Source organism: Pseudonocardia charpentierae (genome assembly GCF_031845345.1).
Taxonomy (GTDB): Bacteria; Actinomycetota; Actinomycetes; order Mycobacteriales; family Pseudonocardiaceae; genus Pseudonocardia; species Pseudonocardia charpentierae.
In genome coordinates this window covers 19,572-31,464 of sequence record NZ_JAVREJ010000003.1, presented here as the reverse complement: position 1 = coordinate 31,464, position 11,893 = coordinate 19,572, and the positions used below count along the sequence as shown (strand labels likewise).

Annotated in this window: 8 protein-coding genes and 2 pseudogenes; 2 read left to right on the top strand and 8 right to left on the bottom strand. The window is 71.1% G+C overall.

The window, feature by feature from the left end; all coding sequences use genetic code 11:
- Positions 1 to 29 precede the first annotated feature (29 nt).
- Positions 30 to 1,094 carry a sugar ABC transporter substrate-binding protein gene (locus RM445_RS05565; protein WP_311554957.1) on the bottom strand — a complete coding sequence of 355 codons (1,065 nt, stop codon included), beginning with the start codon at positions 1,092 to 1,094 and terminating at the stop codon, positions 30 to 32.
- A 102-nt stretch (positions 1,095 to 1,196) separates the two neighbouring features.
- Complete coding sequence (locus tag RM445_RS05560) at positions 1,197 to 2,534, bottom strand: NAD(P)H-dependent oxidoreductase (protein WP_311554956.1); 1,338 nt, start codon at positions 2,532 to 2,534, stop codon at positions 1,197 to 1,199.
- Positions 2,535 to 2,702: 168 nt separating this feature from the next.
- Between RM445_RS05560 and RM445_RS05555 the strand changes: the two genes are divergently transcribed.
- Positions 2,703 to 3,743: a LacI family DNA-binding transcriptional regulator gene (locus RM445_RS05555; RefSeq protein WP_311554955.1), complete on the top strand. Its 1,041-nt coding sequence runs from the start codon at positions 2,703 to 2,705 to the stop codon at positions 3,741 to 3,743.
- 152 nt (positions 3,744 to 3,895) lie between these two features.
- Here the strand turns inward: RM445_RS05555 and couO are convergent, their stop codons facing one another.
- Entirely contained in the window at positions 3,896 to 4,762 is an 867-nt protein-coding gene (gene couO, locus RM445_RS05550) for a 4-hydroxyphenyl-beta-ketoacyl-CoA hydrolase (RefSeq protein ID WP_311554954.1), read from the bottom strand.
- Positions 4,763 to 4,830: 68 nt separating this feature from the next.
- Here couO and RM445_RS32275 point away from each other — a divergent pair.
- A pseudogene (locus RM445_RS32275) lies at positions 4,831 to 4,887 on the top strand (hypothetical protein); the annotation flags it as partial.
- A 71-nt stretch (positions 4,888 to 4,958) separates the two neighbouring features.
- On the opposite strand, the pseudogene RM445_RS05545 reads toward RM445_RS32275, so the two are convergent.
- The 5 genes and pseudogenes from RM445_RS05545 to RM445_RS05525 all read right to left on the bottom strand — a co-directional run.
- Positions 4,959 to 5,681: pseudogene (locus RM445_RS05545) on the bottom strand (3-hydroxyacyl-CoA dehydrogenase NAD-binding domain-containing protein); the annotation flags it as partial.
- A gap of 23 nt (positions 5,682 to 5,704) precedes the next feature.
- Positions 5,705 to 7,708 carry an acetoacetate--CoA ligase gene (locus RM445_RS05540; RefSeq protein WP_311554953.1) on the bottom strand — a complete coding sequence of 668 codons (2,004 nt, stop codon included), beginning with the start codon at positions 7,706 to 7,708 and terminating at the stop codon, positions 5,705 to 5,707.
- Positions 7,705 to 8,541, bottom strand: coding sequence for a crotonase/enoyl-CoA hydratase family protein (locus tag RM445_RS05535; RefSeq protein ID WP_311554952.1), 837 nt, complete (start codon positions 8,539 to 8,541; stop codon positions 7,705 to 7,707). Before RM445_RS05535 ends, RM445_RS05540 begins: the two co-directional genes overlap by 4 nt.
- The gene (locus tag RM445_RS05530; RefSeq protein ID WP_311554951.1) at positions 8,538 to 10,148 is read right to left on the bottom strand and encodes an acyl-CoA synthetase; all 1,611 of its coding nucleotides are present in this window, start codon (positions 10,146 to 10,148) and stop codon (positions 8,538 to 8,540) included. The genes RM445_RS05535 and RM445_RS05530 overlap by 4 nt, the downstream gene beginning before the upstream one ends.
- Positions 10,145 to 11,893, bottom strand: coding sequence for a CocE/NonD family hydrolase (locus tag RM445_RS05525; RefSeq protein WP_311554949.1), 1,749 nt, complete (start codon positions 11,891 to 11,893; stop codon positions 10,145 to 10,147). The genes RM445_RS05530 and RM445_RS05525 overlap by 4 nt, the downstream gene beginning before the upstream one ends.

Below are 11,893 nucleotides of genomic sequence, written 5' to 3'. Positions count from 1 at the left end.
GGGTCCCGTAATCTGCTCGGCCGGATCGGTCAGGGCATGCCGGCCGCGTAGTCCGCGACGTTGCTCTTGTCGACGATGAACGCGGGCACGTCGACCCAGCCGGGCACGGTCTTGCCGTCGAGCAGCCAGAGCGCGGTCTGCACGCCCGCGGCGCCTTCCGTGGAGGGCCGCTCACTGACCGTCGCGGTGATGGCGCCGTCGGCGATCTGCTTCTTCGCCTGCGGAATCCCGTCGGTGCCGACGATGATGACCTGACCGGTCAGGCCCTTCGCGTCGATCGCCGCCTGGACGCCGAACGCCATCGTGTCGTTCTGCGAGTAGAACGCCTTGATGTCGGGGTTGGCGGTCAGCATGGCCGTCGCGATGGTCTGTGCCTGGTTGGTGTCCCACTTCGCGGACTGCGAGGCGACCAGGTTGAGATTCGGGTGCTTGGTGAGCCCCTCCTTGAAGCCCTTGCCGCGGTTGAGTGCGTTCGACGACCCGGGGTCGCCCTCGATCATCGCGACCTTGCCGCCATCGGGCAGCTGCTCGGCGATGTAGTCGGCGGCGGTCTGGCCGATCGCTTCGGCGTCCGGGCCGACGTAGACGACGCCGGGCAGGGTGCCCTTCGCGTCGTTCAGCACGATCGCCGGGACGCCCTTGGCCAGGGCCGTGGTGAAGACGCTGTCCAGTGCGGTGGCGGAGATCGGCGACGCGAGCAGGGCCGTGCACCCCTGGTTCAGTGCGCTCTGCGCCTTGTCCAGCTGCTCGGTGATTGACGCCTCGTCGTTCACGGCGAAGGTCTGGAACTGCACGCCCAGTTTCTGGGCCTCCGCCTCGAAGCCGGTGCGCTCGAAGCCCCAGAACTCGTTGGCCAGGGTCCGGGTGACGTAGCAGAGCTTGGTGTCGGGCTTGACCGTCGGATCACCCAGCGACTTCTGGACATCCTCGATGGTGGTCTTCTGGTCGGCCTGGACGAGCGAGGCGATGTTGGCCGTGCTCGCGCCCCCTCCCCCGCTGGGAGTTCCGCCGGGGGTCGCCGTGCAGGCGGCCAGCGGGAGGAGCGCGGCGGCGGCCGTCGCAAGGACCGCCAGGGGGCGCAGTCGTCGCTGCATGGGAAGTTCCTTTCGTCGTTGGAAGGCACTGCAGGGGAAGCGCGCCCGCGGGCCGTGCCGGTTCTGCTCTCCGCCACGGGCGCCGGAGAGCACCGTGGGTACTCAGGGGTGGACGAGTGCCTCGGTCTCGCGGCGCAGCTCGAGAGCGGTCGCGAGGGACTCGTCGATCACGACGTCGTCCCAGCTGACGCTCTGTCCCTTCGGCACGTCGTTCTTCAGCGGAACGTGGTGTGCGAGAGCGACGGGCAGCAGGCGGTTGCGCACCGAGGTCTCGGCCGAGACGAGCTTGCCCCACACGGTGTAGCCGCCCTCGCCGTCGAGGAGCTCGCCTGCCGCGAGGTCCTTCTTCGCGGTGGCGACGACGTCGCCGTAGAAACCCTTGGGCGAGCCGGTCGCGACACCGCGCAGCACCGCGTTGGCGATCGAGATGTTCAGCTCGAGACCGACGTAGTGGTAGGGCCGGTAGAGCGCGGCGTACTGGCCGGTGGGGTCCGGGTGCCACGGGTACTCGGTGAAGCAGCCCGACACGTACTGGTTCGTGGCCTTGACGACGACGAACACGCCCTCCTGGGTGTTGAACGGGATCCACTCCCCCGCCCGCGTCACGCTCGACATGACCTCCACCGACGCGTCGTTCGCGAGGACTCCGCCCACCGAGGCGGGGCGGCAGATCGTGGCGATCTCCTCGACGTTGCCCGGGGTGAAGGTCAGCCCGCTGTCGGACGGCACGAGACCGGCCGCGTTGGCGACCGCGGCCATCTCGATCGACGCCTTGGTGCCGTCCCGGAACGACGTGTGCATGTAGGGGTTGAGCTGGCCCGAGTCCGTGAGCTCCTTCGAGAACTCCCAGTTCTCCCAGACGTTGTCCGGGTTCATCTCGTGATAGTGCTCGAGGTACTTCGCACCCTTGCCGGCACAGACGACGTCGAACCCTGACGTCCGCGCCCAGTCGACCAGCTCCATGATCAGCGCGGGCTGGTCGCCGTAGGCCATCGAGTAGACGACACCGGCCTTCTGCGCCCGCTGGGCCAGCGCCGGACCGGCCAGCGCGTCGGCCTCGACCGTGACCATCATGATGTGCTTGCCGGTGGCGATCGCCCGCAGTGCGTGCTCGACGCCGATGATCGGGTTGCCGGTGGCCTCGACGATCACGTCGATGTCGGCGTCGAACAGCGGTGCCGCATCCGGCAGAACCACCGTCGTGCGGTCCGCGATCGCCGCGTCGATGTCGGCCGCGACCGCATCGGCCGGCCAGTCCACGAGCGCGAGCGCACCCTTGGCCCGGTCCACGTTGATGTCGGCGATGCCGACGACGTGCACGCCGGGGATGTTGCGCGCCTGCGCCAGGTACATGGTCCCGAACCGGCCGGCCCCGATCAGACCCACGCGGATGGGCCGACCGTCGCGTTCGCGCTGTTCGAGCAGGGAGTGGAGGTTCACCGGTGATCCTTCGTCCGTGGGCCGGGCGGCGAGGTCCGCGAGCGGCCGGTCGAACGGCCTGGAACCCTCGTTGCCAGGTGGGGTGGTAACGGTTACAGTTTTGTACCAGCGGCGTGTGACCAAGTCAATAGCCGCGGCAGCCGTCAGTAGGCTGGGAGCGAGTAGGAGGTGCCGGTGCGAAAGCGATCGACGATCCGCGACGTCGCGCGGGAGGCGGGGGTGTCGGTAGCCGTCGTCTCCCGGGTACTGAACGACGGCACGGGACCGGTGGCACCCCAGACGCGGGCTCGCGTGGTCGAGACCATCGAACGGCTGGGCTTTCAGCCGCGCGCCGCGGCTCGCGAACTTCAGCAGCAGTCGACCACCACGATCGGACTGGTGTTGGCCGATCTCGCCAACCCGTTCTTCGCACGACTGGCCGACCGGGTCGTCTGGGACGCACGGGCTCGTGGGATCCACGTCGTTCTGCTCACCAACCAGGAAGACCCGCACCTCGAGGCGGAGTCCCTGGAAACCCTTGTCGGGCGTTCGGTCGGCTCGATCATCGCCACGCCGACCGGCGAGAACGTCGACAAGTGGCGCCGACTGATCACCCTCGGCGTCAACATCGTGTTCGTCGACCGGGAGATCGACGAGCTGCCCGGGGTCGATGTCGTCGCCATCAACAACGACCTATCCGCCGAGGCGGCGACCCAGCACATGTTGGGGTTGGGCCACGAACGCATTGCGTTCATCTCCGGCCCGCTGTCGACCTCCACCGGCCGCGACCGCGTCGCCGGCTTCCGCAAGGCCATGGTCGCAGCGGGAGTGGAGGTCGACGAGCAGTTCATCCACGCCATTCCGTTCCGCGGCGACTCCGGAGGCGACGCCGTCAGCGCCCTCCTCGCACTACCGAATCCGCCGACCGGAATCATCGTCGGAAACACCGCTCAGGTACGTAGCGCACTTCGACGCGTCAAACAGTCCGCGATCGCGGTACCCGACGACCTCAGCCTGATCGTGTTCGACGACAATCCGTGGACAGAGCTCGTGTCACCGCCCCTCACCGTCGTGCGTCAACCGATCGACATGCTCGCCCTGCATTCGGTCGAACTCGCCGTCGGGCGGCTCAAAGGTGCGCTCACAGAACCGGCGCGGCACATCAGGGTGAATGCCGATTTCGTCCAACGCTCGAGCACCGCCCCGCTGTCACCCGTCACGGCCGATTAGAGCCTGTCCGAGATCGAGTAAGGCGGCCGACAAGGCCGGAGAATCCCCGCGCGATCAGCCTGGTTGATCGTGCGGGCGCAATGACGGCGGTTCGGAGCCGATGAGGTGCCGCACGATCAGCCTCGTTGATCGTGCGGGCGACGGCCGCGTGCTCAGGCGACCCCGAGAACCTTCAGCGCGTTGTCCTTCAGGATCAGCGGCCGGACCTCGTCCTTGATCTCCAGCTTCGCGAAGTCGGCGAGCCAGCGGTCCGGGGTGATGACCGGGAAGTCGGACCCGAACAGAACCTTGCGCTTGAGCAGGCCGTTCGCCGCGCGGACGAGCTGGGGCGGAAAGTACTTCGGCGACCAGCCGGACAGGTCGATGTAGACGTTCGACTTGTGGGTGGCGATGGAGATGGCCTCGTCCTGCCACGGCACCGACGGGTGGGCCATGACGATCGTGAGGTGGGGGAAGTCGGCGGCAACGTCGTCGAGCAGCATCGGCGCCGAGTAGCGCAGCTTGATCCCGCGGCCGCCGGGCAGGCCGGCGCCGATGCCGGTCTGCCCGGTGTGGAACAGCGCGGGGACCTGGAGCTCCTGCAGCGCCTCGTACAGCGGGTAGTACCGGACGTCGTTCGGTTCGAACGCCTGCAGGCTGGGGTGGAACTTGAACCCGCGCACCCCGTGCTCGGTCACGAGCCGGCGCGCCCTCGTGACCGCAGCCTTGCCGGCGTGCGGGTCAACCGAGCCGAACGGGATCAGGACGTCGGCGTGCTCGGCGGCCTGATCGGCGATCTCCTCGCTGGAAATGGGCGGGTGCCCGGTGCCGGCGGGGGCGTCGACGGTGAACACCACGGCGGCGATGCGGCGGGCGCGGTAGTGCTCGGCGATCGAGGTGATCGTCGGCGTCCGGTCCTGGTCGGCGTGGAAGTACTTCGCCGAGGCGTCGAGCAGTTCCTGGTCCAGCGCGAGACAGCCGTGGCCGTCCTGCTCGACGTGGACGTGCACGTCGATCGCCTCGATGCCCACGAGATCCATGTGCACTCTCCTACAGTCCGGCGCCGGTCTTCGCGGCGAGCAGGGCGTTCAGAACGGCGTCGCGGCGGGTGACCAGCTCGGCGGAGTCGACACCGTCGAGCTCGTCGTCCACTCCGGCCACGAGGGTGGCCACCAGCTCCGGCGTCAACGTCACCGACCGCAGGTCGCGCCACCACTTCTCCGTCGGCGGACCGAGGTGCTCCAGGATGTGGGCGATGCCGCCCGGCCCTCCGGAGAGGTGCTGGTTGAGGAACGGGCCGAGCACCGCCCAGCGCAGGCCGGGGCCCTGGGAGATCGCGGTGTCGATGTCGGCGACGGTGGCGACGCCGCGCTCGACCAGCGAATAGGCCTCCTGCCACAGGGCGGCCTGCAGACGGTTGGCGATGTGCCCCGGCACTTCCCGACGGACCCGGATCGGCCGTTTGCCGACGGCGGCGTAGAAGGCCATCGCCGTCTCGACGGACTCCTCAGCGGTCTTCTCCCCCGGCACCACCTCGACCAGCGGGATCAGATGCGGCGGATTGAACGGATGCCCGACGAGCACCCGCTCGGGGTGCTCGAGGGCGCCGCGGGCGATCGTCGACGGCAGCAGCCCCGATGAGCTGGACGCGAGCACGACCTCCGGGCGCGCCGCGGCGTCGATCACGGCGAACAGGGCGTGCTTGACGTCCTCGCGCTCGGGACCGTTCTCCTGCACGAAATCGGCGTCCGCGACGGCCTCGGCAGGATCGGCCGTGAACGACAGCCGCTGCGGTGAGGCGCCGTCCGCCAGACCGCCGCGCTCCAGCACCGGCCAGTGCGTGGCCACCTCGGCGCGCAGCCGCTCCTCCGCGTCCGGGGCGGGATCGGTGGCGACGACGTCGAGGCCGTGGGCGAGGAAGTGCGCGGCCCAGCTGGCCCCGATCACGCCGGTGGACACCACCGCCACCCGGCGCACGCCGGTCACGAGGCACCCCGCAGCCCGACGAAGGCGTCCAGGGCCGTCGGGTCGGCCAGCACGTCGCGGCTGGCGACCTCGTCCGGTGCCGCGCCGAGCAGGATCTTCTTCACCGGCAGCTCCAGCTTCTTGCCCGTGCGGTTGTGCGGGATCACCGGCACCGCCGCGATCCGGTCGGGGATGTGCCGCGGCGAGAGCTCGGTGCGCAGCGTGGTCGAGATCCGCCGACGCAGCGCGTCGTCCAGCTCGACCCCGTCGGCGGGCCGGACGAAGAGCAGGAGCTGCCCGTTGCCGCCTGCCGCGTCCTCCAGGTGCACCACCAGGCTGTCGGCGACCTCCGGCAGCTCCTCGACCACCCGGTAGAACTCCGCGGTGCCCAGCCGGACCCCGCCGCGATTCAGGGTGGCGTCGGACCGGCCGGCGATGATGGCGCTGCCGACCTCGGAGAAACGCACCCAGTCGCCGTGGCGCCACACGCCCGGGTAGACGTCGAAGTAGGTGTCGCGGTACCGCGTCCCGTCGGGGTCGCCCCAGAACCCGACCGGCATCGACGGCAGCGGCGCGGTGATCACGAGCTCGCCCAGCTCGCCGACGACCTGCTCGCCCTTGTCGTCGAACGCCTTCGCGTCGATGCCCAGGCACGGGCCGGAGATCTCCCCCGCCCACACCGGCTGCAGCGGGCTGCCCTGCACGATGCCCGAGCAGATGTCGGTGCCGCCCGAGCCCACGTTCAGCAGCACGTCGGGTCCGAACTGCTCGGCCACCCACCGGTAGCCCTCCGGCGGCAGCGGGGAACCGGCCGCCCCGATCTGCCGCAGCCGCGACAGGTCGAACTCCTTCGCCGGCTCGACACCCTCCTTGCGGCACGCCATGAGAAAACCCGGGCTGGCGCCCATCAGCGTCGCGCCGGTCTCCTCGGCGAGACGCCACTGCCAGCGGATGTCCGGATGCAACGGGTTGCCGTCGATCATCACGATGGACGCGCGCACCAGCAGTGCCGACACCAGCGCGTTCCACATCATCCAGGCGGTGGTGGAGAACCACAGGATGCGGTCGCCCGGCCCGAGGTCCCAGCTCAGCGCGTGGTTCTTGAGGTGCTCGAGCAGGATCCCCCCGTGGCCGTGGATGATTGCCTTCGGCTTGCCGGTGGTGCCGGAGGAGAACAGCACCGCCAGCGGGTGCGCGAACGGCACCGGCTCGAACGCGAGCTCTGAATCCTCCCCCTCACCGCTTCGCTGCCCGCGGGGATTCGCGGGCTGCGCCAGCAGCTCGTTCCAGCCGGCAGCGTCGGGCAGCGTGTGCGCGCCGTAGGGCACGTGCACCACGTGCTCGACGGTGGGCAGCCCCTCCCGGATCTCGGCGACCTGCTCACGTCGGTCGACGTCCTTGCTGCCGTAGCCGTACCCGGCGACGGCGAGCAGGATCTTCGGCTCGACCTGGCCGAACCGGTCGACGACGCTACGCGCACCGAACTCGGGCGCGCAGCTCGCCCAGATCGCCCCCAGGCTCGCGGTGGCCAGGAACGCCACGAGCGTCTCGGGGATGTTCGGCAGGTAGGCCACCACCCGGTCGCCCCGGCCGACGCCGAGTCGCTGCAGACCGGCGCGGGCCCGGGCGACCTGGTCGCGGAGCTGACCCCACGTCAGCTCCACCCGGTCCCGGGTCTGCGAGTAGCCCAGCACCGCGGTCTCGTCGGCGTCCTGATCAGGGTTGTCGAGCAGCCCGAGCGCGTGCTCGGCGTAGTTCAGCGTCGCTCCCGGGAACCACTCCGCTCCCGGCATCTCCCGCCGGCCCAGCACCGCGTCGTACGGGCTGTGTCCCCGCACCTCGAAGTGCTCCCACACCGCCGACCAGAACCCGTCGAGGTCGTCGACCGACCAGCGGTGCAGCTCCTCGTAGCCCGCGAAGGTCAACCCCCGTTCGCGCTCCAACCACGTCATGAACCGACCGATCTCGGTCGTCGCCCGGACGTCGGGGGCGACCGGACGCAGCAGCTCGGGCTCGCTCATCGCTGCACCTTCCCCCCGCGGCCCTGCAGGAACGCCTGCATCCGCTGCTGGGCCTGCTCGCTGCTGCCCGCGAGCGCCGCCATCAGCGACTCCAGCAGGTAGCCCTCGGCCGGGTTGGCCTCGGCGATCCGCGGCAGGGCCTGCAGGACGGCGAAGTTCGTGACCGGGGAGTTGGTGGCGATCTTCTTCGCGAGCTCCAGCGCCTTGTCCAGGCCCTCCCCCGGGCCGACGAGGTAGTGCGACAACCCGAGTGTCTGTCCTTCTTCGGCGTCGACGACACGACCGGTGAGCATCATGTCGGCCATCCGGTGCGCCCCGATCAGTCGCGGTACCCGCACCGAGCCGCCGCCCCCGACGAACAGGCCGTGCTGTCCCTCGGGCAGGGCGTAGAAGGTGCTCGGCTCGGCCACCCGCAGGTGCGTCGCCGACGCCAGCTCGAGGCCGCCCCCGATCACGGCGCCCTTGAGCACCGAGACCACCGGCAGCCGCCCGCTCTCCATCCGCTCGAACGCGCGATGCCACATCCGCGAGTGCTGGAGGCTCTCGAACGCGTCGCGCTCGGTGAGCTCGGACAGGTCCAGTCCGGCGCAGAAGTGCTCGCCCTGGGCGTCGAGCACGACGGCCTTCACCCCCTCGGACGGCGCGCTGAAGAACGCCTCGATACCGAGCACGGTCGGGTCGTTGAGTGCGTTGCGCTTCGCCGCGCGGGTGAGGCGCAGCACGGCCACCTCGCCGTCCGCGCCGTGCCGCTCGACCTCCAGCGACGGCGGCAGCAGGGGCTCGAACCGGTTGGTGACGGAGCCGTTGGCGTGTCCGTCGGCGGCGCTGGTCATGATCGTCCCTCCGGCCGCACCGAGAACACGGCCTTGTCGTCGTGAGTGCTGGAATGCTCGTCCGCCGCGCGCTGCCGCAGCTCGACCCGGCGGATCTTCCCCGTGGCGTTGCGCGGCAGTTCCGGCACGAGCTCGATGTAGCGGGGCACCTTGTAGCGGGCCAGGTTCGCCTGCAGGTGGGCGCGCAGCTCGGCTTCGGTCAGGCTGGCGCCCTCGCGAACCTGCACGTACGCGGCGCCGACCTCGCCCCACCGCAGGTCCGCGACGCCGACCACGGCGCAGTTGGCGACCGCGTCCAGCTGCACGGCGACGGCCTCCACCTCCGCGGGGTACACGTTCTCCCCGCCGGAGATGTACATGTCCTTCACCCGGTCGACGACGTGCGCCCAGCCGTCGTCGTCCGCCCGCAGGACGTCGCCGGTGCGGAACCACTGCCCGTCCACGAAGCTCGCCTCGGTCTCCTCCGGGCGGTTCCAGTAGCCGGAGGCGACGTGCGGGCCGCGCACCAGCAGCTCGGCCGGCTCACCCTCGACGGGCCCGGGTCGGCCGTCGCGCAGCAGGGCGACGTCGGTGAAGAAGTGCGGCACACCCACCGCGGTCGGATGGGCGAGCGCGCCCTCGTACGTGGCCATGTAGACCCCGGGCGACGCCTCGGTCATCCCGTAGCCCTGGATCAGCCGCACCCCGCGGTCCAGCCACGCCCGCGCGACCCGCTCCTGCACGGGCGACCCGCCGTACTGCACGAGCGTGAGCGAGCTCAGGTCCGCGGTGTCCCAATTCGGGTGCTCGCACATCATCTGCAGCATCGTCGGCACCGCCGAGAAGCTCGTGATCCGCGCCGTCGACACCCGGTCCAGCACCAGCCCCGGCTCGACCTTCGGCATCAGCTCCACGCTGCCGCCCTTGAACAGCGTCGGCAGCGTGACCTGACTGATGCCCACGCAGTGGAACAGCGGCGCGATGCCCAGCGCCCGGTCCGTGCTCAGCACGTCCATGTGCGCGAGGAAGTTGACCGTGTTCCACGTCAGGCTGCCGTGCGTCAGCACCGCACCCTTGGGGCGACCGGTCGTCCCGGACGTGTAGAGGATCAGCGCGGGGTCGTCGAGCGCGACCGGCGGCTCCGCCTCCAGCGCCGGGCCCTCCGCGATCTCCCCCTCGTAGTCCAGCCCGTTGGCCGGGCAACTCGCCGGCTGCACCGCCAGCACCCGCAGCCCGTCGGGCAGCGGTGCGGCCGCCCCGACCAGCGCGTCGGTGTCGGCGCTGTGCACCAGCACCGATGCCCCCGAGTCGTCGAGCATGTAGCGGATCTCCGGCCCGGACAGCCGGTAGTTCAGCGGCACCGCGATCGCGCCGAGCAGCCACGCGGCGAAGAACGTCTCGAACACCTCGACGGCGTTCACGCCCAGGTACGCCACCCGGTCGCCCGGGCCGACGCCGAGCCGGCGCAAGGCGCCCGCGTAGCGCGCGGTGCGGTCGGCGAGCTCCGCGTAGGTCAGCGACCGGGACGGATCCAGCAGCGCCGTGCGGTCCGGCGAGATCCGGGCCCGCCGTGCGGGCCACGTGCCGAGCCCCGGGTTCGGGCCCGCGGTCAGGTCGAGGGTCGTCATGGCTCCACCACCGTCAGAGTGATCAGGCTGGGTCGGTCGGGATCGTGGAAGATCCGCTGCCGCGCGACGGCCGTGTCGGCCGAGTCGTACGCGCTGTGGCCGGTGTTGAGATTGCGGTCCCAGCGCGGGTGCGAGCTGGAGGTGACGTCGACGCGGATGCGGTGCCCGGGCAGGAAGGTCTGGCCGGTGGCCCACAGGTCGATCCGGTACTCGTACACGGTGTCCGGCTCGATCGGGGTAGGCGGCACCGGGCGCACCACGCCCGGCTCCGGGTAGCTCTCCCGGGCCGACGCCCGGATGATCCCGTCCGCGACGCCCATGGCCCGGCCGTCCGGGTGCACGTCGACCAGGCGTGCGACGAAGTCGGTGTCGGGCGCCGACGACGCCGCGTGCAGGGTCACCGACACCGCGCCGAGCACCGTGTACGGCTGCTGCAGCACCGCGCTGGTGTAGGTCAGCACGTCCGGCCGGGCTTCGATCGCACGCTGGTCGTACGGACCCGGTGGGAGGCTCGGGGTGAGCAGCGTCGACCCGCCGACCGTCGGCACGGGGTCCCTGGGGTCGTAGTCGTAGATGTCCGGGGCGCTCGCCGAGGCGACCCGACGGTCCAGTCCGCCGTCGGGCTGGAGGTACCACTCCTCGGCACGGGCGCCCGGCACCGGGTAGCGGTCGTAGCCGCGCCAGCGGTTCTCCCCCATGACGAACAGCCGCACCGGGTCACCGGTCAGCTGCTCCTCCTGCCCCTTGAGCGTGGCGTCGTACCACCGCAGGTGCAGGTCGGTGAGGTCGACGAACGCGCCGGAGGCCGTCGGCCCGAAGTCGAGCTCCCCGCAGACACCCGCCACGCCGACGTGCGGCCAGGGACCGATCACCAGGCGGGGCGGCCGCGTGCCGCGCTCGGCGGCGAGGTCGGCCGTCGCCCGGTACTGGCCGAGCGTCCCGGCGAGGAAGACGTCGAACCAGCCGCCGATGTGCAGCGCGGGCGCCTGCACCCGGTCGTAGCGGCCGTCGAGCCGCGTGCGGTCCCACTCCGTGTCGGTCACGTCCCGGGCGAGCGACGCCATGAGCCCGGCGGTGGCCGGGTCGGGCTCGGGGAGCGCGGACAGCGGCAGGGTGGCGAGGAGGTCGCCGGTGGACGCCGAGTCCAGCCCGGCCAGGAGCCCTGTCATCGCCTGCTGCCGGGCGGCCGGGTCGCCGGCGTGCTGCCGCGCGAGGAGGTCCGGGCCGATCGGGCCGTGCACCCACACCCAGCGCGACCCGAGCTCACGGGCGCCGCCGCGCATCTGGAAGCCGTCGACGGGCTCGTGTGCGGCCGAGACGCCGGGGACGATCGCCCGCAGTGCCGACGGCCGCGTCATCGCCGCACGCCACTGCGTCTCGGCGAAGTACGACCGTCCCCACATGCCCACCGTCCCGTCGCAGTACGGCAGGTCCGCCGCCCACTGCACCGTGTCGTGGCCGTCGTCGGCTTCCTGGTGGCTGGGGTCGAACACCCCGTCCGAGCCGTACCGCCCGCGCACGTCCTGGCGCACTACGACGTACCCGTTCCGCGCCGCGCGCAGCGGGTCGAAGTACAGCGGGTCCGTCCCCGCGTCACGCCCGTACGGAGTGCGGGAGAGCAGCACCGGGTATCGGCCGCCCGCCGCCGGCCGGTACACCGTGGACCGCAGGATGGTGCCGTCACGCATGGGCGTCTCGACGTCGTACTCGATCTGGACCTCGCGGACCGGGGCGGTGGTGGCCAT

Bases quoted from the DNA above. Each gene is read 5' to 3' on its own strand.
- RM445_RS05565 (WP_311554957.1), bottom strand. From the start codon at position 1,094: ATGCAGCGACGACTGCGCCCCCTGGCGGTCCTTGCGACGGCCGCCGCC.
- couO (WP_311554954.1), bottom strand. From the start codon at position 4,762: ATGGATCTCGTGGGCATCGAGGCGATCGACGTGCACGTCCACGTCGAG.
- RM445_RS05540 (WP_311554953.1), bottom strand. From the start codon at position 7,708: ATGAGCGAGCCCGAGCTGCTGCGTCCGGTCGCCCCCGACGTCCGGGCG.
- RM445_RS05535 (WP_311554952.1), bottom strand. From the start codon at position 8,541: ATGACCAGCGCCGCCGACGGACACGCCAACGGCTCCGTCACCAACCGG.
- RM445_RS05530 (WP_311554951.1), bottom strand. From the start codon at position 10,148: ATGACGACCCTCGACCTGACCGCGGGCCCGAACCCGGGGCTCGGCACG.
- RM445_RS05525 (WP_311554949.1), bottom strand. From the start codon at position 11,893: ATGGCCACCACCGCCCCGGTCCGCGAGGTCCAGATCGAGTACGACGTC.